The 26,776-nt window shown below is 44.6% G+C and carries 24 protein-coding genes; 20 read left to right on the forward strand and 4 right to left on the reverse strand.

The window, feature by feature from the left end:
* Positions 1-49: 49 nt before the first annotated feature.
* Positions 50-1,117, reverse strand: a complete 1,068-nt coding sequence (locus OCU28_RS14830; protein WP_261817665.1) for a methyltransferase — start codon at positions 1,115-1,117, stop codon at positions 50-52.
* A gap of 1,013 nt (positions 1,118-2,130) precedes the next feature.
* Between OCU28_RS14830 and OCU28_RS14835 the strand changes: the two genes are divergently transcribed.
* Genes OCU28_RS14835 through OCU28_RS14915 form a run of 17 tightly spaced genes read left to right on the forward strand, consistent with a single transcriptional unit; the run spans position 2,131 to position 17,363 of the window.
* A complete protein-coding gene (locus OCU28_RS14835; RefSeq protein WP_261817666.1) occupies positions 2,131-2,853 on the forward strand; it encodes a beta-ketoacyl synthase chain length factor in 723 nt (240 codons plus the stop codon).
* An 8-nt stretch (positions 2,854-2,861) separates the two neighbouring features.
* A complete protein-coding gene (locus OCU28_RS14840) occupies positions 2,862-3,620 on the forward strand; it encodes a lysophospholipid acyltransferase family protein (protein ID WP_261818281.1) in 759 nt (252 codons plus the stop codon).
* A 24-nt stretch (positions 3,621-3,644) separates the two neighbouring features.
* On the forward strand, positions 3,645-3,905 hold the full coding sequence (locus tag OCU28_RS14845; protein WP_261817667.1) for a phosphopantetheine-binding protein: 261 nt from the start codon (positions 3,645-3,647) through the stop codon (positions 3,903-3,905).
* A 15-nt stretch (positions 3,906-3,920) separates the two neighbouring features.
* Positions 3,921-4,178 (forward strand): acyl carrier protein, encoded by a 258-nt coding sequence (locus OCU28_RS14850; protein ID WP_261817668.1) that lies wholly within the window; start codon positions 3,921-3,923, stop codon positions 4,176-4,178.
* Positions 4,179-4,748: a COG4648 family protein gene (locus OCU28_RS14855; protein ID WP_261817669.1), complete on the forward strand. Its 570-nt coding sequence runs from the start codon at positions 4,179-4,181 to the stop codon at positions 4,746-4,748. It begins immediately after the preceding gene.
* Positions 4,745-6,139 carry an AMP-binding protein gene (locus OCU28_RS14860; RefSeq protein WP_261817670.1) on the forward strand — a complete coding sequence of 465 codons (1,395 nt, stop codon included), beginning with the start codon at positions 4,745-4,747 and terminating at the stop codon, positions 6,137-6,139. Before OCU28_RS14855 ends, OCU28_RS14860 begins: the two co-directional genes overlap by 4 nt.
* A 7-nt stretch (positions 6,140-6,146) precedes the next feature.
* The gene (locus tag OCU28_RS14865) at positions 6,147-6,515 is read left to right on the forward strand and encodes an ApeI family dehydratase (protein WP_261817671.1); all 369 of its coding nucleotides are present in this window, start codon (positions 6,147-6,149) and stop codon (positions 6,513-6,515) included.
* Complete coding sequence (locus tag OCU28_RS14870) at positions 6,508-8,211, forward strand: glycosyltransferase family 2 protein (protein WP_261817672.1); 1,704 nt, start codon at positions 6,508-6,510, stop codon at positions 8,209-8,211. The genes OCU28_RS14865 and OCU28_RS14870 overlap by 8 nt, the downstream gene beginning before the upstream one ends.
* Entirely contained in the window at positions 8,192-9,742 is a 1,551-nt protein-coding gene (locus OCU28_RS14875; protein ID WP_261817673.1) for an HAL/PAL/TAL family ammonia-lyase, read from the forward strand. Before OCU28_RS14870 ends, OCU28_RS14875 begins: the two co-directional genes overlap by 20 nt.
* On the forward strand, positions 9,742-10,194 hold the full coding sequence (locus OCU28_RS14880; RefSeq protein WP_261817674.1) for an acyl-CoA thioesterase: 453 nt from the start codon (positions 9,742-9,744) through the stop codon (positions 10,192-10,194). Before OCU28_RS14875 ends, OCU28_RS14880 begins: the two co-directional genes overlap by 1 nt.
* Positions 10,191-10,799, forward strand: a complete 609-nt coding sequence (locus OCU28_RS14885; RefSeq protein ID WP_261817675.1) for a LolA family protein — start codon at positions 10,191-10,193, stop codon at positions 10,797-10,799. The genes OCU28_RS14880 and OCU28_RS14885 overlap by 4 nt, the downstream gene beginning before the upstream one ends.
* Positions 10,780-13,146, forward strand: a complete 2,367-nt coding sequence (locus tag OCU28_RS14890; RefSeq protein WP_261817676.1) for an MMPL family transporter — start codon at positions 10,780-10,782, stop codon at positions 13,144-13,146. Before OCU28_RS14885 ends, OCU28_RS14890 begins: the two co-directional genes overlap by 20 nt.
* Position 13,147: 1 nt before the next feature.
* Positions 13,148-13,756, forward strand: coding sequence for a DUF3261 domain-containing protein (locus OCU28_RS14895; RefSeq protein WP_261817677.1), 609 nt, complete (start codon positions 13,148-13,150; stop codon positions 13,754-13,756).
* A 26-nt stretch (positions 13,757-13,782) separates the two neighbouring features.
* A complete protein-coding gene (locus OCU28_RS14900; RefSeq protein WP_261817678.1) occupies positions 13,783-14,964 on the forward strand; it encodes a beta-ketoacyl-[acyl-carrier-protein] synthase family protein in 1,182 nt (393 codons plus the stop codon).
* Positions 14,957-15,421 (forward strand): hotdog family protein, encoded by a 465-nt coding sequence (locus OCU28_RS14905; RefSeq protein ID WP_261817679.1) that lies wholly within the window; start codon positions 14,957-14,959, stop codon positions 15,419-15,421. The genes OCU28_RS14900 and OCU28_RS14905 overlap by 8 nt, the downstream gene beginning before the upstream one ends.
* The gene (locus tag OCU28_RS14910) at positions 15,418-16,143 is read left to right on the forward strand and encodes a 3-ketoacyl-ACP reductase FabG2 (RefSeq protein WP_261817680.1); all 726 of its coding nucleotides are present in this window, start codon (positions 15,418-15,420) and stop codon (positions 16,141-16,143) included. The genes OCU28_RS14905 and OCU28_RS14910 overlap by 4 nt, the downstream gene beginning before the upstream one ends.
* Entirely contained in the window at positions 16,140-17,363 is a 1,224-nt protein-coding gene (locus tag OCU28_RS14915; protein WP_261817681.1) for a beta-ketoacyl-ACP synthase, read from the forward strand. The genes OCU28_RS14910 and OCU28_RS14915 overlap by 4 nt, the downstream gene beginning before the upstream one ends.
* 84 nt (positions 17,364-17,447) lie before the next feature.
* Here OCU28_RS14915 and OCU28_RS14920 read toward each other — a convergent pair whose 3' ends face one another.
* Entirely contained in the window at positions 17,448-18,941 is a 1,494-nt protein-coding gene (locus OCU28_RS14920; protein WP_261817682.1) for an ABC transporter substrate-binding protein, read from the reverse strand.
* A gap of 441 nt (positions 18,942-19,382) precedes the next feature.
* Between OCU28_RS14920 and ylqF the strand changes: the two genes are divergently transcribed.
* From ylqF to OCU28_RS14935, 3 genes are all read left to right on the forward strand, one after another.
* Positions 19,383-20,327 (forward strand): ribosome biogenesis GTPase YlqF, encoded by a 945-nt coding sequence (gene ylqF, locus OCU28_RS14925; RefSeq protein ID WP_261817683.1) that lies wholly within the window; start codon positions 19,383-19,385, stop codon positions 20,325-20,327.
* A 102-nt stretch (positions 20,328-20,429) separates the two neighbouring features.
* A complete protein-coding gene (locus OCU28_RS14930) occupies positions 20,430-20,591 on the forward strand; it encodes a hypothetical protein (RefSeq protein ID WP_261817684.1) in 162 nt (53 codons plus the stop codon).
* A 98-nt stretch (positions 20,592-20,689) separates the two neighbouring features.
* Entirely contained in the window at positions 20,690-21,517 is an 828-nt protein-coding gene (locus OCU28_RS14935) for an SDR family oxidoreductase (RefSeq protein WP_261817685.1), read from the forward strand.
* Positions 21,518-21,560: 43 nt separating this feature from the next.
* Here OCU28_RS14935 and OCU28_RS14940 read toward each other — a convergent pair whose 3' ends face one another.
* Positions 21,561-22,538, reverse strand: a complete 978-nt coding sequence (locus tag OCU28_RS14940) for a CobW family GTP-binding protein (RefSeq protein WP_261817686.1) — start codon at positions 22,536-22,538, stop codon at positions 21,561-21,563.
* Between the two features lie 108 nt (positions 22,539-22,646).
* The gene (locus tag OCU28_RS14945) at positions 22,647-26,699 is read right to left on the reverse strand and encodes a zinc-dependent metalloprotease (protein ID WP_261817687.1); all 4,053 of its coding nucleotides are present in this window, start codon (positions 26,697-26,699) and stop codon (positions 22,647-22,649) included.
* Positions 26,700-26,776: the final 77 nt, after the last annotated feature.

The following is a 26,776-nucleotide window of genomic DNA, read 5'->3' on the forward strand; positions in this document are numbered from 1 at the left end:
CACTGAAGAGAAATAAAAACGCTACCTTAAATGGTAGCGTTAATCAGAATTAAGCCTTGCGAAGTTTCAACAAGGTGTGGCCTAAACCGATATCATCGGTGCGCTCAGCAACCTCAAGCCCAGCTTCAGCGACAATCTCTAAAAAGTCATCGCTACGATAAAAACGGCTATTACCATTGGCTAAGCAGGTAAAATACAACGAAGTCGCGTTGAGGCTATACTCTGCTGCTTCATATTTTTGGGCATCCCAAAATAGCTCAAGAATATAAACCGTATCACCCGCTTGTAGTTGACCTTTCACTCGCTTAAGAATACTTAATATCTCCATCGGAGAGAAGCAATCTAAAAACTGGCTCATCCACCAAACATCTGCACGTTCAGGTAAATTTTGCGATTTATCTAGCATGTTCGCAGGAAATGGCGTGAAACGAGAACCAAAGCCTTGTGCTTCAATATTGCCTGTAGCAACCTCAAGCTGCTGCGGAAGATCAACAATGGTAATATCTACATCTTGGTCATGGTTAAAGCACTGCAACGCCCATTTACCAGTATTACCACCAATATCGACTAAACGCTGCGGCTTGTCTTTAAACACCTCTTTTAATAATAGAGGGAAAGAGCGATCCGAGTAAAAGTGGTCAAACTTAAACCAGCTTTCTTTTGCCTTTTGCGGTAGACGCGACAGGCCTTGATAAATGGTTTCCCAATCACCTAGCTCTTTAAGACCTGCTGGGGTGCCCTCTTTAATCGCTTCAGTAAGGTGCATCATAGCGGCATAACAAACATCAGCTGTAAAATCTAAGTTAGCCTGCGTCATGCCATCATGTAGCAAAAAGTGTCCCATGTTTGCCAAGGAATAATTAGGCTTCTCCCACAACACAATATGCGCACTTAGCGCCATATCGAGTAACACCTTAACACCGTATTCTGAAACCCCAGTTTGTTGCGCAATATCTACCGCAGACAGCCCTTTCGCGCCTGACTTATCGAGCGCTGCAAGTATTCCCAAATCACGTAATGTACGCGCGGTATGGAAAACAATAGGAGAAAAAGAAAGCTTTTGAGCTTCAGTCTTCGCTTGAAAAGCGTTGTATGGATCTTGATTATGATTAGACACAGATAAACCTAATTGTGCGTGTTACTTAATGACTAACAAGGATAATAGAAGTATATCAACTTTCTATTAAATCACCTGATTGCATAAAGATTAATAGAGTACACACGACCACAAGTCATTGATTATCAACAACTTAATCGCCATATAAATACAAAAACATCATCAAATGATATTAGTTTCGGAAGTGTACAATATACACTTGGTAAAGACAAATGTAGGGGGGCTGGGAGGTAGTTTATTCCATTCCGGGGGGATATGTAGCGGTGTATCGATGTGTCGATGTTTCGGTGTAGCGATGACCAACTCCATAGAGCCATAGGACCATAGGACCATAGGACCATAGGAACATAGCACCACAGAACCGCACCTCGTCCCCCCGTCATGCCGGTAGTCTTTTAAGCCGGCATCTGTGATATCTCAGGTTCAATAAAAACAACACACTGAATTGCGCGTCGAGTGACCACAGATCCCCGCCTGCGCGGGGAGGACGGTGGAAAGGCGTATCGATGTTTCGATGTTTCGATGTTTCGATGTAGCGGTTTAACGATGACCAACTCCATAGGACCATAGCACCATAGCACCATAGCACCACAGAGCCGCCCCTCCCCCAACAGACACTTTTTGTCTCTAACTTGCGTAATATACCCCTAAAACAGAGGCGCAATATGAAAACATCACTTAAGAAAAGAGTCATTGGCATCCTATTTGTCGCAACATTATTATTTAGTGCATCTAGCGTGGCTGAGATTGAAAGGACATCTATCCATTTTGTTGAGCGTCATGGGAAAATCGTAAAAATTGTCTGTCATACGCATAAAAGGTCTGGGCTTACCTTTTGTTCAGAACAGGGATAATAGCGCCATTATCAGTGTGCGCGTATCTACTGCCCATTTTTTCAATGACTTACAATGCAAAATAAAGGTAGTACTTTTGAAAATTGCAATTCAAAATACTTTTAACTGCTGCATGAAACACATATAGTATGTCACTTAATAGCATAAATATTATTTGTCATGTCAAACAATACACTTTCAATAAGCTTTAACCTTGAAGCATGGCGCGCTAACGCTAAAGGTCTTTACACAGCGCAACAGTGGATCGATTGGGCGCAATCCCAACAATGCCCTGCTGACGGTAAAATTCAGGTTAGCAATATTCCGCCTATGATGCGTCGTCGCATGAGTAATCTTAGTAAATACGCGGTGCAGGTCGCATTGGAATTGCTCAAGGAACATGATGTGGATTATATCGTGTTCGCCAGTCGCCATGGTGAACTAGAGCGAAGCGTACAACTGATTGAAGATATTGTTCAAGGTGAAGATGCGTCCCCAATTGCTTTTTCGCAGTCAGTGCACAATACCGCTGCGGGTTTGACAACCATTGCGGCAAAAAAGGCCATTGCAGTTACCTCTATCGCCGCGGCAGACAATACTTTTCAAATGGCATTACTGGAAGCCTACGCTTACCTTAATCTAAACCCCGAGCATAAAGTGCTTTTTGTAGACTTTGATGAACCTGTTCCTGACTGTTACGCCATCTATGAACCCGATTCTTTTATCGGATTTGGTTTTGGTTGCATCCTATCTAAAGGCGAGCAATTATCGGCGCATATATCTAAGTTAGACACCTGTGATTCATTACCTCAAGGTCTTGAATTTTTACGTCACTTTTTGTTAGACGAGCCTTCGTGGACAATTTCATCGGCTAATCAAACCTGGCAGTGGCAGCGCGCATGAAGCGAGTAATACGTAAACTAGATCAATGGTCTCGTATCATAGCCACTGGTTTTTGCTTTACCGTTTTTGGGCTTGGAGGACTGCTATTAAGCTTTATTGTTATCCCAATTATTCAGCTTACTAGCCCAAAATCCATGCACAGGGAGTATCGCGTTCAAGCGGTAATTCAGCTCTCCTTCCATGGGTTTTGTAGACTGATGAAATATACCCGAGCCATCGACTATAAGATCTCTGGTGCGGACATCCTAAAACAAGATCGAAACTGCTTGGTTGTAGCGAATCACCCTAGCCTAATTGATTATGTTTTAATTGCTTCTCAGCTTAAGCGCTGTGATTGCCTAGTAAAGGCATCGCTCTGGTCCAATCCTTTTATCAAACATATCGTAAAAGCGGCGGGCTATATTCCTAATAAAGCCCCAGATGATCTGCTCGATATCTGTGAACAACGCTTCGAACAGGGTAACGTATTATTGCTTTTTCCTGAGGGAACCCGCACGACACCTGGAGTGGAATCAAAGATTCAGCGTGGGGCAGCCCAAATAGCCGTAAGGACTGGCAGAGACCTTAGGATCGTCCATATATCGGTATCTCAAAGCTTTTTAACCAAGCAAGCGAAATGGTATCAAGTGCCCGAAAAAAGGCCCTTTTTCCACATTGAGGTTAAGGATAAAGTTGAGGTTGCGCCTATAATCAAGCAAACTACATCATCAACAATCGCCGCTAGACGTGTTCAACAACACCTTACGAGCCGTTTGTTCCCCCAATAACCTATAAGTAACGAGTAGGATACCGTGCAAAAATTACATAATGAAATTAAGCAACTCATCATTGATGCGTTAAACCTTGAAGACCTGACTCTCGAAGATATCGACGCACAAGCCCCGCTATTTGGTGAAGGTTTAGGCTTGGATTCTATCGATGCACTAGAGCTTGGTTTAGCGATTAAAAAGCAATACAACATTGTAATTGATGCTGATGATACAAATACACGCACGCACTTTGCATCGGTTGCTAATCTCGCTAGTTACATCTCTTCACAGATTACTGAATAGTAGAAAGGTATCGTGATGACAGACGTAAATAAAGAGCAAGTATTCACACAGGTTCAAGATGCACTTATTGAGCTTTTCGAACTTGATGCTGAAGATATCAAGCCTGAAGCGCACCTATATAAAGATTTAGACCTAGATAGTATTGATGCCGTAGACCTTGTAGTTCACCTGCAAAATGTGACGGGCAAGAAGATCAAACCAACTGAATTTAGTACCGTACGTACGGTCGATGATGTGGTTGAGGCTGTAACTGAGCTATTGAAGGAAGCTTAAGTGCGTGCTTTGCTGACCGCACTTTCGGCACTTATTTTACTTGCCTACCCTCTAGCGGTCTATTTTGGTATCGAACGATATGGCTTGAGTCTAGTGGGAGGGGTGTTAATTGCCGCCCTGCTACTTCGGCTTTTATATTCAAGTAAGAGTCGTCTCAAAGAGCTAAAACAACTGGCATTAATTAGTGCTTCAGTTGGAATCACCTTGGTTGCCTTAGGAGTTATCTTTAGGCAACAAGGCTTATTAACTTTTTACCCTGTGGTAGTAAATCTTTGTATGCTAATGGTATTTGCCAATAGCCTAAGACAGCAGCAGACCATTGTTGAACGCCTCGCTCGCCTTCAAGATCCAGACCTGCCTCAATCAGGCATAGATTACACCCGAGCCGTAACCAAGGTTTGGTGCGCATTTTTTATCATCAACGCCTCTATTGCGCTGTATACCTGCTTTTTATCAATGGCAATTTGGACGTTATACAACGGTCTTATCAGTTATATCCTAGCGGGCCTATTATTTGCTATTGAATGGATCGTTCGCCAATTTAAGCTTAAGGAACACTCTAAGCAATGACACAAAAACCACCTAGCTTTCGTCCCATTACGCACCTATTTCACCATCCGCGTGATGCCAAGATGGTGGTCGCTTTTGATTCAGAAAATGACATTACATGGCAAACGCTTCAACAAGACGTAGCAAGCGTCGTGGGGCAACTTGAAAATACAAACGCCCATAGAGTTGCACTGACTTTTCTATGCAGTTATCAATTTAGCGTCGCTCTGCTGGCATGTTGCTTCTCAAATAAACACATTGTTCTGCCAGGCAATTATCAATCACAAGCGCTTAATGAGCTTGGTAGTGAGTTTGACCTACTCCTACATGACAACGCCATCGATCCAACCACTCAAGAGGTTAGCTGCGCATGGTTAGATTTGCATTCAACCAACCGCGGCGCGATACAGTGGCCAGTACTAGACCCAAAACAGATTGCGTTGACCCTATTTACATCAGGCTCAAGTGGTCAACCTAAGGCTATCCATAAATCCCTATACCAGCTCAGCCATGAAGTGGAAATTCTAGAGGCTTTATGGGGCGAACAGTTAACAGATACGCGCATCTATAGCACGGTATCTCATCAGCACATCTACGGCTTGTTATACCGCATACTTTGGCCTCTTTGTGCCGCACGCCCGTTTTCAACCACTAATCTAGAATATCCAGAGCAGCTCGTACATATCGCGAGTAATAAATCAACGCTCATAAGTAGCCCTGCGCTTCTTAAGCGCCTTACCGCTGAACATCAGCAAGGTAAGATTCGCTGCGTCTTTTCTTCCGGTGGCCCCCTTAGTAACAATGCAGCCAATCACGCCAAGTTATTATTAGGCCATTATCCAATCGAAGTTTTTGGAAGCACAGAAACTGGTGGAATCGCCCATCGTCAGCAAGTTACCACCAGCCAACCGTGGCAGCTTTTCCCCAATGTGAGTGCTAAACTCAACGATGAGGGCTGTTTAAGGCTAATGGCAGAGCACATTAGTCCTTCATCTTGGTATCAAACAGCGGATCAATGTCGCTTGTTTGACGATACCCATTTTGAATTATTGGGCCGTACAGACCGCGTGGTAAAGATCGAAGAAAAACGCGTTTCTTTGGTTGAGGTTGAGAAGCGGTTAGACCAGCTCGAGTGGGTGGAAGAATCCGCAGTTATTTCGATGCAAGATGGCAATCGTTTATCGTTGTTCGCCACATTAGTACTGACTGCGCAAGGTGACGAACAGTTCACCACGTTAGGCAAGGGTAAATTTTGGTTGGCAATTCGCGCGAAACTTAGACTTTGGTTAGAGCCCGTTGCCATTCCAAGAAAGATACGCACCGTAAAAGAAATCCCTTTAAACAGCCAAGGCAAGCGTCAGGTTGCAGAGATTGAGAAATTGTTCGCAAATGAACAACAAGGTAAGGCATAACAAAGTAATGGATAAACGAAAACCCACTCTTGTTCAATCGAAGGTTGACACCTCTCATGCCATCCTTCAATTCAATGTAGATTCAGATATACTTGATTTTCAAGGGCATTTTAGTCAATTCCCGCTTTTACCCGGAGTGACTCAAATAGACTGGGCACTGCACTATGCCATCAAATACCTAAACACCCCTCCGGCATTTAAAGGGATGGAAGTAATTAAATTTCAAGAGCCTATTTTGCCAGGCAGCACTGCCTTTCTCGAACTAAATTGGGACAGCGAAAAACAAAAATTGGCCTTTAAATATACCTCACTCGATGGTGAGCGTATTGTGGTGCATTCTTCGGGAAAAATGAAGCTAGGGGCAGTAAGTGAGTAACTATCATCCATGCTTTCTTATTCCTTGCTACAACCATGGAAGCACCATCGCCAGTGTCATCCAATCGCTAAGTCCTTTTTCAATGCCTATTATCCTCGTTGATGATGGTAGCAATCAACAGACCAAGGCCGCGTTGCAACAAATACTGCAACCGGGTATCGAGCTGGTTACACTGCCGCAAAACCAAGGCAAAGGTGGCGCTGTCATGGCGGGCATACGCCGCGCCTTCGAGCTAGGATACAGCCATACCATCCAGATTGACTCAGATGGTCAACATGATATCCAAGCCCTACCTAAGCTCCTCGAACAATCGAGGAAATTCCCCCATCGTCTTATCTCTGGGCAACCGGTTTACGATGAAAGCGTACCAAAATCACGTTTATATGGACGCTATGCCACCCATGTATGGGTATGGATTGAAACGCTTTCGATGAGTATAAAAGACAGCATGTGCGGGTTTCGTGCTTACCCCGTCGACAAAACCATCGCCACCTTAGACCGCTATTCTATTGGTAGTCGCATGGATTTTGATATTGAAATATTGGTGCGAATGTATTGGGATGGCGTAGATATCGACTTTGTTGAAACCCGCGTTATCTACCCAGAGGGCGGCATCTCACACTTTGATGCGCTATGGGACAACCTAAAAATAAGCTGGATGCATACCCGCTTGTTTTTTGGCATGTTACCTCGAATACCCAAGCTATTAGCTAGAAAGTTCAACGCTTCATCAAATAGCCAGCATTGGTCAAAGCGTGCTGAAAAAGGCACTGTCATTGGTATTAAGACCCTACTTTTTGTATATAAAATACTCGGTAGGAAGGCATTTGAAGCGATTCTCAAGCTGGTTATGCGCTATTACCACTTTACCAATAAACAGGCTCGTTGCGCCTCTGAACACTACCTAGCGCAACTGCAACATCATGCCAAACAGCAACGTATTCAGCTCAATGATGAACTGACTAGCTATCAACATTTGCTGTCATTTGGTAAAACCATGCTCGATAAGCTCGCAGCGTGGGGAGGCGACTATAATTTAGATAATGTCACTGTGCATGGGCGCGAGCATTTTGAAAAGATAGTCACCCACAAACAAGGTATTGTGATCTTAGGCTCACACTTGGGAAACCTCGAGCTTTGCCGAGCACTGAGTCAAAATTACAAACAAGTAAAAATTAACGCTTTAGTGTTCACTCAGCATGCAGAACAATTTAATTCAGTTATGAAAACTGTGAATCCAAACTCAGAACTTAACTTAATTCAAGTAAGCTCAATGGGACCGGATACCGCAATTCTTTTGCAGCAAAAGATTGAACAGGGTGAATGGGTGGTAATTGTAGGGGATAGAACCTCAACCACTAAAGAGAGTCGCTCCATTTATGCGAACTTTTTAAGCAAACCGGCTCCATTTCCACAAGGCCCATTTATGTTGGCTGCCGTGTTAAAGGCTCCGGTATATCTATTATTTGGTTTGCGAGACGATACCAGTTCACAGCCACACTTTAATGTTTACCTAGAACCTTTTAGTGAGCAAATTGAGCTGCCAAGAAAATCTCGCCAACAAGCACTCGAACAAATCGTTCAAAGCTATGCTAATAGACTTGAACACTTTGCGCTGAAGGCGCCACTTCAGTGGTATAACTTTTTTAATTTCTGGACTTTAAGTGAAACAAGCGATGACGAAACAAGCAAATAACATTACTTTCGGCGCGGACCGACTGACTATTGAAGATGTCGTTGCCATTGCCCAAGGCGCAAATGCGAGCATCAATTCTTCTCCTGAGTTCACCTCAAAAATAGACCGTGGTGTTGCATTCTTAGAGAAACTTCTTAAAGAAGAAGGTGTTATCTATGGCGTAACCACGGGATATGGTGATTCATGTACCGTCGCAATACCACCTAATCTAGTTGATGAACTGCCACTGCATCTAACCCGCTTTCATGGATGTGGTTTAGGTAATATCCTAAATCACGAGCAATCACGTGCAGTACTGGCTACACGTCTATGTTCTCTATCACAAGGGGTTTCAGGGGTTACGCACGACCTGCTTAACCAAATCATCACTCTGATCAACCAAGATATTTCACCGCGCATCCCTGAAGAAGGCTCGGTTGGTGCAAGTGGTGATTTAACACCACTGTCGTACCTAGCGGCAGCATTAATTGGTGAGCGTGATGTTATCTATAAAGGTGAAACCCGCCCTACTGCTGAGGTATTTAAAGAGTTGGGTATCGAGCCTATTCGCCTCAAGCCGAAAGAGGGCCTTGCCCTTATGAATGGCACTTCAGTGATGACCGCCCTTGCCTGCCTTGCATATAAGCGTGCTGAATATCTGGCGCAGCTTGCTACGAAAATCACGGCACTTGTGTCAGTTGGTATCCAAGGTAACGATTTCCACTTTGATGAAGACCTGTTCGCGGTTAAGCCTCACCCAGGCCAACAACAGATTGCAGCATGGTTGCGTAGCGACCTCAAAGCCGATCATCCACCACGTAACAGTGACCGCTTACAAGACCGCTATTCACTGCGCTGTGCGCCTCACGTTATTGGTGTGGTTCAAGATTCACTGCCGTGGCTGCGTCAAATGATTGAGAATGAGCTAAACAGTGCTAACGACAACCCTATCATTGACGGCGACAACGAGCGTGTACTGCATGGTGGTCACTTCTATGGCGGTCATATCGCAATGGCAATGGACACCTTAAAAACCGGAGTTGCTAACCTTGCTGACCTCCTCGACCGTCAAATGGCTCAGCTTATGGATTATAAGTTTAACAATGGGTTACCATATAACCTGACTGGTTCAGAAGGTGAACGCAAGCCTATCAACCACGGCTTCAAAGCGGTACAAATTGGTATATCAGCATGGACAGCCGAAGCGCTAAAACACACTATGCCAGCCAGTGTTTTCTCTCGCTCGACTGAATGCCATAACCAAGATAAAGTGAGCATGGGTACCATTTCAGCTCGTGACTGCTTGCGGGTACTTGAATTAACCGAACAGGTAGCATCAGCGTCATTATTGGCGAGCGTACAAGCGATAGAGATCCGACGTCGCCATCAAGAGCTTGATGAACATAATATGAGCCACCAGCTCAAAATCATGTGTAGCTCGGTATTGGATGAATTTGATTTTGTTACCGAAGATCGCCCGTTAGAGCATGACTTGCGCCACTTTATGGCTCGCATTCAACAGCGTCATTGGAATTTATACGCGGAGAAATAATGGAACAACACACCATAGCGTTCCCACTAGAGGCAGAGGTGACACTTATCACCTCTTTTCAAGATGCCGACCCTATGGGTGTCATCTACCACGGCAACTATTTTCGATTCTTCGAAGAGGTGCGCCGTGTGATGATGGAAAAATTAGAATATGGCTACTTGGCGATGAAAGACTCTGGGTACATGTGGCCGATCATAGATACCCGAGTTAAATACGTAAAAGCGATCCCATTTAATCATCAGATCCGAATTACCGGCAAACTGACCGAGTGGGAGAACCGTCTGCGTATTGATTTTGTTATCTATGATGCTCAAACTGGACAACGGATGTGCAAGGGTTACACCACCCAAGTCGCAGTATCTATTGAAAAACAAGAAATGTGTTTTGCCTCACCTAAGGTATTTACCGACAAGGTCGATTCATGGCATCAAACTGGGAGCGTAGGCTTATGATACGCCGTATATTGTTGTGCTTAGTATTGTTTAGTGGTTTTGCTCAAGCTCAGGTTACAGACCTTGATTCACTGCAAACTCAACTGGCAAAACACCCAACGGTGCGAGGTGACTTTGTCCAATCTCGCCACCTTGAGATGTTTTCTGCCCCGCTCACTTCTTCTGGGACATTTACCCTCAACAAACAGCAAGGGCTATTGTGGCAACAGGGCCAGCCTTTTGCGGTAGACTTGGTATTGACCGAAGATAAACTCAGACAAAGTATTGCCAATCAAGCACCCCAGATAATCACGGCTAAACAAAATCCAATGGCGTTTTATTTTAGCCGCATTTTCTTGGCTGTATTTCAGGGCGACACTAGTGCGTTACAAGCGCAGTTTGATCTAGAGTTAACCACCAATAAATCGGATTGGACACTACTACTTACCCCGACTCAAGCCCCACTTAACGCAGTATTTAAGCAGATCACCCTCTCTGGTGATACCGAGATTAATAGCCTAAAACTGACCGAATTGCGTGGTGACATCACCGAGATTACATTTAGCAATCAAAGCCACCAACCGGCGCAATTGAGCGATAAAGAAGTTGCCCAATTTAGATTCTAAGCCTTTAAAAACGCGCACTACTAAGCAACGAACCCGAGCCCTTATTTGGCTCGGTTTTGTCATGTTGTGCCTTATGCTGTTGGCGAAGCAGTGGCTTGGCTCCACACAGCTTCCCATAGAGACTGACATTCTAAAGTTACTGCCTAAGAATCGTCAGAATCCAGTGGTTGAACAAGCATTTGAATCCGTGACTGACAACATGAGTCAGCAGGTAGTATTTGCGCTCACCGCAGCCAATGACAAGGATTTATATGCCGCAGCAGGTGACTTTGCACACCAGCTAAAAGGCAGTGACAATTTTAGTGAAGTAACCGGCCATATAGATGAAAAGACTCAGCAGCAATGGGCAACATACTATTACAACAACCGCTTTCAGCAGCTCACCCCAGAGCAGCGCCAGCGCTTGTCACAAGCACCCCAGCAGCAGCTGCAAAAGGTTATTCAGCAGATCTATAACCCCTTTTCTGGCGTAACCGGAAAAGAGCTTAATAGCGACCCATTTTTATTGTTTAGAGACTACCTTACCCAAGTCAGTAGTAAGGCCTCAAACTTCAACGTAAAAAACGGCTATCTTTACACCCAATACCAAGACCAGCCTTATTTATTGATTACCGCAACGCTCGCACACTCCCCATACGGAAGCCATGCCCAGAAGGCGGTGCAGTTTATTACCCAAGCCGAGCACGATATTAGCCAACGTTATGGAGCAAGCACCCTACATACTGGGGTTGTATTTTATGCAGACTTTGGCGCTCAAAGTGCCAAATCAGAGATCAGCACTATTGGGGTATTTTCTCTAGTTGGCGTGGTGCTGTTGCTGTTAGTGGTTTTTCGTAGCACCACCCCGTTATTGTTGGCGTTATTGTCCATTGGCATTGGTTTGATCTGTGCAATGGCAATCACCACCCTGATCTTTGGCAAGGTACACCTGTTTAGCTTAGTGTTTGGTGCCAGCTTAATCGGAGTCTCTATTGACTATGCATTCCATTACCTTACCGAACGCTTAGCACAGGGGGATAAATGGGACAGTTACCAAGGCTTAAAGCATATCTTTGCCGCGATTTCGCTGGGCCTAGTTACTAGCTTAGTCGGATACCTAGGTATGCTAATTGCGCCCTTTCCAGGACTACAGCAGCTGGCCGTATTCTCGGCAATCGGTTTAATTGCCGCCTATGCCAGTGTGGTTGCCTGGTATCCGATACTCGCCAGCAAACCGTCTAATAATCAGGTAATTCCGGGGCAGGCTCTATGGAACGCATGGTTCAAACTATGGCAAAAACCTGCGGTAAAAATTGGGCTACCTCTGGCTACGTTTTTAGTGAGCGGCTTATTGGTGACACAGGCGCAATATAACGACGATATTCGCCAGTTGCAGGCACTGCCACACAACCTAAAACAACAAGAGCAGAAAATATCTGAGCTCAGTGGGTTGCAAGCTTCTTCACAGATGCTGCTGATTACTGCTAGCAATTCACAGGCACTGCTCGAAAAGCTAGAGCAATTAGATAGCCCGCTAAATAAATGGAAAGATGACAATATCATTTCCGGTTATCAGAGCCTTAGCCAATACTTACCATCGAATTCGCGTCAAAGTAAAGACTATCAGCTGATTAAAAGCCTCTACCAGCAGCAAGGGAAACCGTTAGCAACGGCATTGGGATTAAATAAAACACCACAATTTGAGCACCCATTTGCACCCATTTCGCTCGATACCTTCCTCAGCTCTGACGTATCAAAGCCAGTTCGTTTTTTATATCTAGGTGCGCTAGGTAATCATGTGGCCGCAGTTGTAACGCTAAACTATGTCTCGAAAACTGATGTCTCGAAAACCCATGTTATCCATGACTTTGCACAAAAAACCAAAGGGGTTTATTACCTCAACAAGGCAGAAGAAATATCGAATCTATTTGCAGAGTATCGCGGCAAAATATTGGAGCTGCTCGGCGGGGCAATATTAGTTATCTTACTGGTCGTGAGTATGCGTTATGGCTTGAAGCACGGCGTCCTTATTGTACTTCCATCTATGATAGCGTGTATCGCTGGATTGGCGGTAACCGTGGTTATTGGTTCAAACTTGAACCTGTTTAACTTGTTGGCGTTGATCTTGATTGTCGGTATCGGCATTGACTATACCCTGTTTTTTGCAGAAAAGACGCGCAGTGCCAGCACCCTACTGGCAATTAGTTTATCAGCCGCAACCACCTTGTTATCGTTTGGGCTACTTGCGCTGAGTAATACCCATGCAATTCATAGCTTTGGGCTTACCGTATTGTGTGGGATATTCATTGCATGGCTGCTTGCGCCACTGGCAATCAAGCCACACTCACTTGAGAAAGAGAACCTATAGCATGCGAATCAGACTGGTTAAAGCATTGGCACTGATGATGGCTATCACCCTTGGTGGTTGCGCCCTTGCACCTAAGCAAAGCACCCCCTATGTAGAAGTTGAGCCGGGAGTCCAGGTCGACCTTCCGCTGCCGGAGCAGCTTGGATATCAACTTACCGCCAGTCAACTAATAACCGCACAGTGGGGTGACGACCAGCAACAGAATCAACAGCTTCCGGTGCAGTTACAGGTCACGGATAACAAGTTAGTCTTAGCCGGCTTCTCTTCATGGGGAACTCGCCTTCTGTCATTGACTTATAGCGATGGCGCGGTCACCACAGAGGTGATGAAAGGGCTCGATGGCGTACTTCCTGAACCACAACAGGTACTATTTAATCTGATGCTAACCCTATGGCCGGCTTCTTCTTGGGAAGCGCCTTTAAATAAGGTAAAGTGGCATATAATTGATACACAAACATCGCGAACAATACAGGATGAACAAGGAAACGACCTGATTGTAATCCAATACCAGCAACCGAATAGACTTGATGGTGACATTCGTTTCCATAACATCAAGCAGGGTTACAGTATCACGATACAAACCTTGCAACATCAAATCTCACAGCCTTAAACACAGTAGAATTACGACTCAGCCCTATGACAGGTAAATTTCCAGTATACATCCAAGATTGCGCCCTCCATTGTGCGATGGGAAAGCAACATGCTGATATCCATCAATGCCTTAACGGCACTATGTCATCAAACATGGTCAATGATGAAACGATTCTCAATACCGCTTCATCTACCATAGTGGGCCGGGTTAAGGACGAGCTGCCGTCAATTCCTCAGCACTTGATTCAATTTGATTCACGTAATAACCAATTAGCTCTATCAGCGATGGTACAAATCGAGGACTCCGTAAACCAAGCAATTACACGCTTTGGTGCTTCTCGAGTAGCTGTCATTATCGGCACCAGCACCTCAGGGATTGCAACCGGAGAAGATGCGTATCAACAGCGAATCGAAAATGGTGCTTTTCCAACGCACTTTCATTATTCAAAGCAAGAATTAGGTAACTGCAGTGATTTTATTGCACGTTATTTTAACCTAACAGGCCCTTGCTATTCGGTATCTACAGCCTGCTCTTCCAGTGGCCGTGTCTTTATAAGCGCTAAGCGTTTGCTACAAGCAGGATTAGTGGATGCTGTGATTGTTGGCGGCGTTGACTCTATAAGCCGTTTAACCCTTAATGGGTTCAATGGCCTTGAAGCACTATCAAATTCTTTATGTAAGCCATTTGATGCCCATCGCAGTGGTATCAACATCGGTGAATCTGCTGCTCTGATGTTACTCTCTACACAACCGGCTGAGATTGCACTGCTAGGTGCTGGTGATAGCTCTGATGCTCACCACATATCTGCGCCGCATCCTGAGGGCGTTGGCGCTGAGCAAGCTATGCAAAAAGCACTGCAGGATGCGGGGCTTTCTGCTTCAGATATCGGTTATGTGAATGCCCATGGCACTGCAACCCAGCTCAACGACAGCATGGAAAGCAAAGCAATTGCTCGCCTATTTGGTAACGATACACCCGTTGGCTCGACCAAACCATTAACTGGGCATACCTTAGGCGCGGCCAGCGCCACCGAAGCGGCTATTGCATGGCATATACTGAAATATAAGTTACAGCTACCGCAGCAACACTGCCAACAAAAAGCAGATGATATTGAGGTAGCATTGGTTGAGAGTGAGATGTCACTCAACAACAAAGCTATCTTAAGTAATTCATTTGCATTTGGTGGCAATAATATAAGCCTGATTTTTGGTTACGCCCATGACTAATTACCCTGACATAGAAGTGCTACTCCCCCATGACAAGCCGATGATATTGATTGATAAAGCAGTTGATATCCAATCTGACACGGTACATTGTCAGGTTACGATTGGAGAGCACAACCCGTTTTTTGAACAACAAACCCAAACCGTACCGGCCTATGTAGGTATTGAATTTATGGCGCAAGCTATTGCGGCTTGGTCAGGCTTTCATGCGATGCAACAGCAAAAGCAACCTCCGATTGGTTTTTTACTCGGCAGCCGCAGATTTACCACCCAATGTGATAGCTACCAAGGTGGAATAACCCTTGATATCTACGCGCAAAAAGTGATGGAAGACAATGGCATGGCGGTATTTAGCGCTCAAATTGAGCACGATGGAACACAAATCGCATCCTGCCAACTTAATGTGTATGTCCCATCACCACAAAAACTCGAACAGATGAACATCAGGAGTCCACAATGACCCGACAGGTATTAGTCACCGGAGCAAGTAAAGGCATCGGCAAGGCCATTGCGATACAACTCGCTAAAGATGGATTTAGCATTGCAGTACACTACATGGGTGACCAAAATGGTGCCCAAGATACCCTTAACACTATCCTTGAGTTAGGTGGTGAGGGACGCCTTATCCAGTTTGATATTAGCGATAGAGCGCAATGTCGCACTGTTTTAGAAGCCGATATTGCTGAGTTTGGTGCTTATTATGGCATAGTGAATAACGCAGGTATTACCCGTGACACAGCGTTTCCAGCTATGAGCGAAGAGGAGTGGGATGGCGTTATTCATACTAACCTCGACAGCTTCTACAATGTCCTTCATCCGTGCGTTATGCCTATGGTACAAAAGCGCAAAGGAGGACGCATTGTTACGCTGGCTTCTGTCTCCGGCCTGATGGGTAATCGCGGCCAAACCAACTATAGTGCAGCTAAAGCTGGCGTTATTGGCGCAACTAAGTCTCTAGCACTAGAACTCGCTAAGCGTAAAATCACGGTTAACTGTGTTGCCCCAGGTTTGATTGACACCGGTATGGTTGATGAGCAGGTTAAAGAACACGCCTTACCGCAAGTACCCTTGCGCCGTATGGGCGAACCGCAAGAGGTTGCAGGTCTGGTTAGCTATCTTATGTCTGATATTGCCGCCTATACTACCCGTCAAGTTATCTCAGTAAATGGAGGACTAATATGAGTCGTCGAGTTGTCGTTACAGGCATGTCAGGTGTGACCGCCTTTGGTAACGATTGGAGTGCGATTGAGCCGCGTCTGCGCGCCTGTGAAAATGCCACTCAGTACATGACAAGCTATGAGCAATATGATGGCCTGAATACCAAGCTTGCCGCTCCCATAAACGACTTTGAATTGCCTAAGCACTATAAGCGCAAGCAAGTACGAGGTATGGGACGAGTATCGCGCTTAGCAACGGTTGCTACCGAGAACGCCCTTATTGATGCTAATCTGTTAGGTCATGAAGTATTAACTGGTGGCCGCACCGGTATCGCTTACGGTTCTTCAACCGGCAGTACCGATGCTATTGGCGCATTTGGGGTGATGCTCAACGAAAAGTCTACCCGTGCTATCACCGCCACCACCTACGTACAAATGATGCCACATACCGCAGCGGTTAATGTTGGATTATTTTTCGGCTTAAAGGGGCGAGTGATCCCAACCAGCAGTGCTTGCACCTCTGGTAGCCAAGCTATCGGCTACGCCTTTGAAGCAATTAAGCACGGTTATCAAACCGTGATGGTTGCGGGCGGCGGAGAAGAGCTTTGTCCCACTGAGTCGGCAGTGTTTGATACCTTATTTGCCACTAGCTTAAAGAACGATACACCTAAGTTGAGCCCTCGCCCTTACGACTCAGATCGCGACGGTTTGGTCATTGGTGAAGGCGCTGGCACCTTGATTTTAGAAGAGTACGAGCATGCCGTTGCTCGTGGCGCCAAGATCTATGCTGAGGTGATTGGGTTTGCCAGCAACTGTGATGCGGCGCATGTCACCCAACCTCAAGCCGATACCATGCAAATCTGCATGGAGATGGCGATTGAAAATGCGGGCATTACAGCCGATAAAATAGATTATGTCTCAGCGCACGGCACCGCAACTGAGCGTGGCGATATTGCCGAGAGCAATGCCACTGCCAATGCACTGGGCAAGGTGCCAATTAGCTCACTAAAAAGCTATTTTGGGCATACGTTAGGTGCTTGCGGAGCAGTTGAAGCTTGGCTTAGTCTTGAGATGATGCACCAAGGCTGGTTTAACCCTACTCTCAATCTAGACAATTTAGATGAACGATGTGGTGATCTCGATTACATCACCGGAAGTGGTCGTGAGATCGAGGTTAACTACCTAATGAGCAATAACTTTGCCTTCGGCGGTATTAACACCTCAATTATTTTCAAAAAGCTTTAAGCCGTTTGCTACCAGCTTAAAAAATAAATCCCGGAATTTACTACGTAAATATCCGGGATTAGCCTAACTAAGCAGCTCTTTTGGCTATTCTTCAGAAAGAATCACAGCACCATCTGGCGATAGACGAATGCCTTTCACATCCTTTGCTTTAGCAAACAATTGATTTGGCGTTGTTAACCAAACTGCCGCAGCGTCTTCCCATACTGTATGTTGGATCTGCTGATAGATGTCTGTTTTCTGTTGCTTATCTAGTGTTATTTGTCCCTGCTCAAATAGCTGATCCAGTTTTGGATTGCTATATGAGGTGAAATTGATCTCAGCGCCTGTTTGGAACAGAGGTCTCATTGACCAATCCGCAGTTGCCGAAGATGCAGACCAACTCGCTTGTAGTATTACCGCGGGCGTATTACCGCTGTTATTTATGTTTCCAAGAGCCGCATAATGGCTTGCCACATCTCGTTGAACAATCTTAGCTTTTATCCCAACCAAAGATAATTGCTGTTGGATAAATTGAGCCGAGCGAGAATCAATCGTATTACTCTTTGACCAAATCTGCACATCGAACCCATTTGGATAACCCGCTTCACTGAGCAATTGTTTTGCTTTGTCCACATCATAATCAAATGGCGTTTGTGCCTGATAGGTCTCAATTTTACTTGGGATAATAGAGTGCATTTTATTCGCCTCTCCCCCATAAATAACCTTGATGTAGGCGTCACGGTCGATAGCATAGCTTAATGCACGACGTACCTTTACCTTGCCAAGAATAGGGTTTTTGACGTTAAATCCATAATAACTTGCAATAGTCGACGGCGTTGATACGACGGTTAATTTATTGTCCGCCACTACGACCGGTTTTTGGGTATTTGGCAGCTGTAACATGACCTGCGCTTGGCCACTTTTTAGCATTGCTAAGCGAGAGCCTGCTTCTGGTACCGTTCTGAATTCAACTTGCTTTATACTCGGCTCGCCACCCCAATAATTGGGATTAGCTTTGAGGGTTACCTTTGAACCGTGTTGCCATGCAGCAAGTTGGTATCGACCAGTACCAGCGGATAGCTTATTGATATCTTTGCCATATTTCTCTAGCGCTTTAGGGCTAATAATCCCTTGGCTTGGGTGCGCTAGGTTGTTGATGAAATTATTCGAGCCCTGATTAAGGGTGATCACTAAGGTATCATCAGATACCGCTTCAATAGACTTCACGCTCGACAGCAAAGAGGCGTGTTTGAGTTTGTTTTGAATCTCGTATTCAAAGTTGAATTTTACCGCTTGCGCATTAAAAGGAGTGCCATCAGTAAACTTAACCTGCTGACGCAGATTGATAGTATAAACCTTACCTTCGTCCGAGATAGTATAATCAAGAGCAAGATCAGGAACGATATTCATATCTTTGTCAAAACGAAATAAGCTTTCATACAAGGCATTAGCTATGCTGTAATCTTGTGTCACCGTTGCCAAGTGTGGGTTCACTGTTTGAACCGTACTAGAGGTTGCAATGACCAATGTATCATTTGCTGCCATGGCATTAAAACTTAAACCGGTCGCCATGATCAAGGTTAACAATTTGCGCTGCATAACAATATTCCTTGCACTAACTTATATATTAAATTCTGTTACCAAATAGAGATAATGGTATAGACATACTCAGAAGTATAATCCACAAACCCAATACGCCGCATGCGCATATCCGTATCTATGTACAGGTAGATGTTAGCTGCATAATAATTCTTAGGCGCTCATAAGTAAGCTAACTTTTGGTTATATATTAGAACCAACACTGTAAGGGGCAAATATTGGGTCAATAAGTTATGTTCATTTAAAACAGTAAATGATTACCCTTAACCCTAAGCAGAAAACTCGCCCTTTCTCCATAAAGTGTTAAAATCCCCATATCTACTTATTCTGCCGTTAAACAATAGCGCTCAGGAACAAAACATCGCTTTCTTAGTTGAAGTTTTGATACCCCACCTGATGCCCCACTACGTCAGCACAAGAAACAAAAGGTAAACTTTTCAAATGGTTAACAATAAAATTCAGTGGTTTCCGGGTCACATGCATAAGGCTCGCAAGGAAATAGAAGAGGTCGTCCCTCAGATCGATGTGATTATCGAGGTGTTGGATGCTCGTATTCCCTACTCTTCTGAGAACCCGATGATTGCTGAATTACGCGGTGAGAAGCCTTGTATTAAGGTATTGAATAAGCGCGACCTTGCAGATCCTGAACTCACTGAAATGTGGATTGAGCATTATGAGAAAGAGCAAGGGGTGAAAGCGATGGCGGTCACAACTGAAAATACTCAGGAAGTTCATAAAATCATGGAGCTGTGTCGTAAATTGGCTCCGCATCGTGAAGCTATGGGTAAAAATATTCGCACTATGATTATGGGTATCCCTAATGTTGGGAAGTCTACTATCATCAACTGCCTCGCGGGGCGTACCATTGCTCAAACAGGCAACCAGCCCGCGGTAACTCGTCGCCAGCAGCGTATTAACCTGCAAAATGGGGTGGTGCTGTCTGATACCCCTGGAATACTATGGCCTAAGGTTGAAAACCCGCACAGCGGTTTTCGCTTAGCCGCAACAGGGGCTATTAAAGACACCGCGATGGAATACGATGAGGTTGCTTTCTATACCGTTGAATACCTTGCTCAATACTATCCTGAGCGTCTAAAAGAACGTTATCAGATAGAACAACTACCTGAAACAGAAGTTGAGCTGATGGAAGAGATCGGCAGAAAACGTGGCGCGCTGCGCGCTGGCGGACGTATTGACCTGCATAAGGCTTCGGAGATTCTTCTGCATGAATTACGTCAAGGAACCCTAGGTCAAGTAACCTTAGAGCTTCCTGAAATGATTACCAAAGAGCTAATTGAGGTTGAGAAAGAAACGGCCCTTAGAGAAGAACTCAAAGTGAAGAAAAAAGAAGAACGCCGTAAGCGCTATCTGCGCAACAAACGCTAATACCCCCCCCACAACACCTCTGGTACCAGTGATCAGAGGTGTTTTTTATTCAGATAGCCTATATTTAAGCGATAGTACGCCTTTCTTCATGGAGGAAGAACCATGCTACGCCGCCTACTCTATCCTGCAATTATCTTATTTCTTATCCTGTGCATCTTCTTTGGTGAAGAGATGTGGCAATTTATCTCTGGCGACCCAATACGCGATATCCAGCAAGGGGCGCGTGAAATAATTAAAGACTTTAATCACTTCATCAGCGGTTAGGCATCACTACTAACCTTTTTGGGATGTATAGCTGTGTCTTTTGTACGTTCGGTGGTGTTAGGATATCTCCATTAAAACAGTGGAGGTTTAAGTCATAGATGCGAGAAACAATATTAATCACAGGTTGCAGTAGTGGAATTGGCTATCATACGGCCAAGACTTTGCATGAAGCAGGTTACAACGTCATCGCGACCTGTCGCGACCCCATTGACGTGCATAGGCTTAAGCTGCAAGGACTTAATAGTATAGTGTTAGATGTCACTATAGAATCGTCAATATCAAACGCGATACAACACAGCTTACAATCGGGAAATGGACGGATTGACGTATTATTCAATAATGCGGCTTACGGGCAGTGTGGCGCACTAGAAGACCTGCCTACTGATGCGTTACGAGCGCAATTTGAAACCAATTTCTTCGGTTGGCATCGCCTAACAAAAGCCATTATTCCGATAATGCTAAAGCAGGGCGACGGTAAGATCATCCAAAATAGTTCTGTGCTCGGATTGGTGGCGATGAAATACCGTGGCGCTTATAACAGCAGTAAGTTTGCGATTGAAGGCTATACCGATACCTTACGCCTCGAACTAATGGATACCAATATCAGTGTGTGCCTGATTGAGCCGGGTCCAATTGAGAGTAAGTTTAGGCAAAATGCCCTAAAGATGTTTCAAAAAACCATTGATATTGATAACTCTCGCCATAAAAGTAGCTATCAAAATACCATACAGCGCCTTAGTAAAACCTCATCGTCTAACAAGTTTACTCTGTCAGCTGATGCGGTCACTGACAAGGTTGTACACATTCTCAATAGTGACAATCCTAAGGCTCGTTACTATGTCACCAAGCCTACCTATATCTTTGGGATACTGCGCAGATTGTTATCTACACCCATGTTAGACCGGCTATTGGTAAAGAGCGACTAACCTATAAGTCGCTCAATTACCTCAATAAAGCATAATGTTCAGATCAGTTGGTAGTCGAAATATTTAATAAAATTTGCTCTAGCTGATCCCATGGCATCAATTGTGTATCGATGATTTCCATACGCGACTCAAAGCCATCTAGGCTCATTTCATTTACTGACACTACCCCATCTGCAACATTAAAGGCAAAACACCCTTTATCGGTATTAATTACCGCTTTGATACGCTCAGCGGTAAGGTCTGAAAACAGAGAGAAAATATCATCAAAGGGAAACTCGAACTCGGGTCCAAATAACCAACCACAACTGAAGTATCCCTGCCCCTTATTTTCTTTACGTACAAAGGATTGATTCGGCGGTATAGCAAACTGAGGCTCTAATGCAGCATGTTCATGGTGATGAAACGCTATTTCAAGTTCAACATGTGGCTTTACTACCTCATCTAGCAACTGCAAATCAAACTCGCCACGGGTCGTTGCAATCACTCTATCGCTGTAATCTTGAGTTGCCAACCACGCTTGCATAGCCGCAGTTTGCGCGGTAGAAGCAAGCTCGGTTTTATTGGCAATAATAATATCCGCAACTGCCAATTGCTGTTGAAAGTTATCGTTGCTGGTATATTTTGGATTAGAAAAATAGCGAGCGTCAGTCAGGGTCAAGGTTGAGCGTAGCTCAATATAGGGCTGATATTGCTTTGATGTCAGTGTCGCCATCACCTGTTTAGGGTGTCCAAGCCCTGTTGGCTCAATCAGTAACCGGTCTGGTTTTTGGCGTAATAGCAGATTAATACCAACGCTCATCGGCACACCAGCAGTGCAACACATACAGCCGCCGGGAACTTCTTTGATCATCGCTCCTTGCTCTGACATCAAAGCACCATCGATGCCTATCTCTCCAAATTCATTCACCAGCACCGCCCAGTTCTCTCCGGCAGGCTTATTCTTTAGTAAATTTAGGATGGCGGTGGTTTTTCCTGTTCCAAGAAAACCAGTAATAATATTGGTCGGTACTTTGTGCGTCACGGTCGCGCTCTTATATTTTTAATATCGTAGCCTGAGTCTACATAAAACCCAACCCAAAAAAAAGCGACACCATTAAGGCGTCGCTTTATCGTTGCAATCTAATCTAGATTAGAAGTTTGTAAGTAGAGAGTAATTCTCTAGCTCTGCATTACGGTTGGTTTGCGGCATCATCTCTAGGATTTTAGCCAAACGCTTAGTGTTCGTCTCAGCTTCATCTTTGCTTGCTTGATCTTTAGCAGTCACGTTAGCAATTATCGGATTAACATATGCGTTCATAACGATAAGTGCCAAACGGTTGTTTTCTTTAACCCAGAATCGATTGTGAGAACCAGGTAAATGCACCACCATGCTCTTAGCTGATGGGTCATGCTTTAACAACTTAGCTAGGTTAGCTTGACCAGCTTGAATCGTACTCCTATCGCCATCGAAATCCCACACAATCGGTGATTGATAAGCGTATACCGCATCTTCGCTATACACACTCGCAAACTCACGGTATTCCTTTGAAACCGCTTTGAGGTTAGGACCGGTATTGTTTGTGATTGAACCTAGCACAAATTGATTCAACATCGCTCTTAATAGGCTTACTTTACCTGCCATTGGCAAATCAAAATAAGCGGCTACTGGGTAACCTGAGGTAGGGATAGTTTCGATATTAATATCAGCCCAATCCGCCAACGGTGAGAACGTCACATTTTGCTCGTCATATGCATTAGTAATTGAGGTCTTCGCCGCCAAAGCATCTGGATCGGTGTTGTATTGTCCACCTAGGTAGATGCCATTACTCACTGCTTGGAAACACTCAGAGGTAGCCTTTTTTTCGTCCGTACCATAAGCACCACCTAGTGCTTGACGGCAGATACCCATTTTGAGTACTTCACCGGCAAATGCACTGTCAGCAAGAGAAGCTGTGGTACTTGAATCTTGCATTTGCGTGGTTACACGAGAAAGCAAGGTACGTACTGAGAGCAATTTGTCTGGCCATACACCAAGCACATCACGGTCATTAACATAAGGGTGGTTAGGATCTTTAGTATCACCCGATAAGCTGTTAAGTGGGTGTCCAGTCAAACGAACTTTACCCGTAATAGTAGAACCATCAGGTTTGCTACCCGTCCAGTCTTCAGCAACTAGATGAGAGCCTGGGACCATACTACTTGCAGCATATTCAGCCAGTTTACGTAAGATTACAGGGTGAGAATCTGAATCCAGTATTACCTCACCAGCTTCTAGGCCCAATGAATCATTGTCACTAATATACGCATCTCTAACCATACCATAAGGCACATCTAACAGCTTGATATCACCGCTTTGTTTTACAAATACAAGGTGTAGCATGCGCCCTGCAGGTTCCAACGCGTTACCAAGCAAGAATTGACGGCCGTTGTCTGCACTTTTGACCAAGTCACATACTATGCCACCTGTCTTCGCATCACCGTAGAACGATATTACAGATGGGATATCTGCCGCGTCATATTTACCCGTTAGAGGGTCTTGAGTGCGACACTCTTTGATAACCTTATCAACTGTATTTTGGTTCTTAACCGTTAGACCCGATTCACCAGTAGCAAGCAGATATTGAGAATCATCAATAAAGCTATGCAGGCTTTCGAAGGTGTTCATTCTTGAAATGGTATAATACGTTAGGTAATTGATACCAAAGAAGTCTTTACCGTCACGGGTATTATTGTAGGTATATAAATCTTTATAGCCTTCAATAATATTGTGGCTAACCTGAGATGCAGTAAAGCCAGCATCAAAACGGTTACAGGTATTGCCTAAGAAGGTATTTTCATCAGTACAGAATTGATACGCTTTGGTTTGAGCAATTAACGTTGCATCTGCTACACCACGTGAGTATTGACCACGCGCTTCACCCTGACCAATAAGATCAGCGATTTCCGCTCGGCGCTCAGTATCGCGCTGTTTTAGTGAAACGTATTTACCATCGACAATAGGAGTGTCAGATAAGGTTGTTGTGCCACTCACCATATTGGTTAGAGTGCCCTGCGACAGCTCCATTTGACGTGCATAACCAAAACGCAAGGCAGCAATATCATACGGGCCGTAGCCTGTAGTATACGCATCAACACTGTATTCCATGCGGCTACTAGAGTTAGAGCGTGGATTGATATCAGGGTAACCCATTGCCGTTAGTTTATGCTTCAGTTTCGCAATTTCTTGTGTATTGAAGTTAAAGTTTTCTGCATCCATACTGCCTTTGAAGTTATGGCGCAAACCGAGGCTATGCCCCATTTCGTGAGAAATGGTACTTGCAAAGATTGCAGCAGAAAGCTTCACTTTGATATCTTGTTGATCAGCAACGCTTAAATTACCAAAATGCTTCAATTGTTTATGGTTAGCGTCGCTATAATAGCTGTCTTTACTCCAGTCGATGCGGTATTTGTTTGCCGCCTCACCAGGTAGTTCACGTACACCCGTTGGTAGCGTACGGTAATCACCATTACCAAACACAGTATGCTCTAAAGCTTGGGTACTTAGCATATTATTGCGACCCAAGTTATAGAGATCTTCTCGTGACTGTTTCGCAATTTTGGTTAGAGATACTTTTTCACCATCTTCACGATCTTGATAGATGCTGTTTGCAGTCTTATGCTGAACAATGTTCTTAAGCTCAGATGCCGGAAGTTTCTCATTTTCACCCGCCATCACCTTCGCGGTATGCACGCGTTGCGCATATGAAGTAGAACCATCCGCTATAGGTGAAACAAGGTTTTCTGCATCTGGTTCACTGATTTTATCGTCAGTAGGCGTATAAGAAACCGAGTGCGAAACTTGAGTATCAATTTGCTGCTGAGAGTATTTACCGTGATTGAATGAACGACGGATAGCTTCCCAATAGTAAGGTACAGAGTTAATCGCATTACCACTGTATTGGTTAACAACCGCTGATATGGTTTCACCCGTTAGTGGGTTAGTTGCAGTCGGTGCATAACCCAATAGACCATTTGCCAACGGCTCATCGGCAAGCTCGATAATAGCGTAACGCAAGTCACCGGATTGACGATTACCCGCAGGGGCTAATTCAATCTTAGGTACACCTGTTTTAAACACTTCGTTTTCAGCATTGATTAAATCGATACTTTGAGTCGCTGCCGCTAGATAAGGGGCATTTTTTGGCTCATAGAAGTTGTTAGACAGGTAATAATTTAGCTTGGCTTTTTTCGGGTTCCAACGATTTAGGTAACGACGGAACGCACTATCTTGATTAGCTTGATAGAAGGTATCTAGGTGGTCGATAGTGGTGGTGAAGAAACCAAAGGTTGTCGTTTCTTGCTCTGCATACGGAACAGGTGTGTAGTTCTTAGAAACTAGCGTTCCTGTACGCTTAGCACCATCTGTAACTGGCGCATCAAGAGCAACAATAGAAACAAAGCTTGTTACCGTTAGTGAGTAGTCATCTAGGTTAGATTGAGGAGCAAAATCTTCACAACCTGCTGAAGTACTCACGGTATAATCTTGAGCAATCTCAAGGTTAATTATACCGTTTTTAAGGTCGACTTCATGGCCGTTCCAAGTAACTTTTTTATCGTTTTCTGATGTTTCGGTACGGTTTACTAGGCGCGGAGCACCCGCTTCAGTTAAACAACGATTCATATCTAAATCATTGTAACCTGTATCTTTAACTGTGATATCTCTTAGATCAGGAACAAAATACTTCTTCTGATCCCACTTAACATCAGCATCGGTGTTTTCTTGTTCTTGGTTAGTACACTTATCGTAGCTGTCAGTGGCGCACTTATAATCTACGTAATCACCATTAATGGTCAGTAATGGACGCAGGTTTTCTGGGTTATCAAATGGCGAGTACTCTTGACCTGCGCCAATGGCACCTTTGTCTTCTTGCAGTACTTCAATCCCATTTTCAGAACGATGTAGAGTGACAAGTTTGGTGTCATTAAACCAAGTATTGCTTCCCATAGAGGCGAAGTAACGTGGCGCTTTACGAATCGTACGCAGATAAAGATAGCGGCGCGCATGGACACTGCCATCTGCCTCTTTCACTGTTTGCTCAATATCGGCACTTTTTAGCATGTCAGGGTCTTTGGCAACCGTGTCATACGACTCATCACCCGGCCCACAACCAAATAGGCTAACGGAAGCTAGGAGTAAGCTGCAATGCAACAGACTTTTTTTCATATTTCGTTCCTAATTAAACTTGCCACAGTAATGGCCACCGATGCGCTTCTTATGCAAAAAGAGGCGTTTTAATCATA

The sequence above is a fragment of the Vibrio gallicus genome, from assembly GCF_024346875.1.
GTDB classification, from domain to species: domain Bacteria; phylum Pseudomonadota; class Gammaproteobacteria; order Enterobacterales; family Vibrionaceae; genus Vibrio; species Vibrio gallicus.

What these genes read in the sequence shown, in the direction of transcription:
- OCU28_RS14835 (WP_261817666.1), top strand. Translation starts at nt 2,131, where the DNA reads ATGTCAAACAATACACTTTCAATAAGCTTTAACCTTGAAGCATGGCGC.
- OCU28_RS14850 (WP_261817668.1), top strand. Translation starts at nt 3,921, where the DNA reads ATGACAGACGTAAATAAAGAGCAAGTATTCACACAGGTTCAAGATGCA.
- OCU28_RS14860 (WP_261817670.1), top strand. Translation starts at nt 4,745, where the DNA reads ATGACACAAAAACCACCTAGCTTTCGTCCCATTACGCACCTATTTCAC.
- OCU28_RS14865 (WP_261817671.1), top strand. Translation starts at nt 6,147, where the DNA reads ATGGATAAACGAAAACCCACTCTTGTTCAATCGAAGGTTGACACCTCT.
- OCU28_RS14875 (WP_261817673.1), top strand. Translation starts at nt 8,192, where the DNA reads ATGACGAAACAAGCAAATAACATTACTTTCGGCGCGGACCGACTGACT.
- OCU28_RS14880 (WP_261817674.1), top strand. Translation starts at nt 9,742, where the DNA reads ATGGAACAACACACCATAGCGTTCCCACTAGAGGCAGAGGTGACACTT.
- OCU28_RS14885 (WP_261817675.1), top strand. Translation starts at nt 10,191, where the DNA reads ATGATACGCCGTATATTGTTGTGCTTAGTATTGTTTAGTGGTTTTGCT.
- OCU28_RS14895 (WP_261817677.1), top strand. Translation starts at nt 13,148, where the DNA reads ATGCGAATCAGACTGGTTAAAGCATTGGCACTGATGATGGCTATCACC.
- OCU28_RS14900 (WP_261817678.1), top strand. Translation starts at nt 13,783, where the DNA reads ATGACAGGTAAATTTCCAGTATACATCCAAGATTGCGCCCTCCATTGT.
- OCU28_RS14905 (WP_261817679.1), top strand. Translation starts at nt 14,957, where the DNA reads ATGACTAATTACCCTGACATAGAAGTGCTACTCCCCCATGACAAGCCG.
- OCU28_RS14910 (WP_261817680.1), top strand. Translation starts at nt 15,418, where the DNA reads ATGACCCGACAGGTATTAGTCACCGGAGCAAGTAAAGGCATCGGCAAG.
- OCU28_RS14915 (WP_261817681.1), top strand. Translation starts at nt 16,140, where the DNA reads ATGAGTCGTCGAGTTGTCGTTACAGGCATGTCAGGTGTGACCGCCTTT.
- OCU28_RS14920 (WP_261817682.1), bottom strand. Translation starts at nt 18,941, where the DNA reads ATGCAGCGCAAATTGTTAACCTTGATCATGGCGACCGGTTTAAGTTTT.
- ylqF (WP_261817683.1), top strand. Translation starts at nt 19,383, where the DNA reads ATGGTTAACAATAAAATTCAGTGGTTTCCGGGTCACATGCATAAGGCT.
- OCU28_RS14930 (WP_261817684.1), top strand. Translation starts at nt 20,430, where the DNA reads ATGCTACGCCGCCTACTCTATCCTGCAATTATCTTATTTCTTATCCTG.
- OCU28_RS14935 (WP_261817685.1), top strand. Translation starts at nt 20,690, where the DNA reads ATGCGAGAAACAATATTAATCACAGGTTGCAGTAGTGGAATTGGCTAT.
- OCU28_RS14945 (WP_261817687.1), bottom strand. Translation starts at nt 26,699, where the DNA reads ATGAAAAAAAGTCTGTTGCATTGCAGCTTACTCCTAGCTTCCGTTAGC.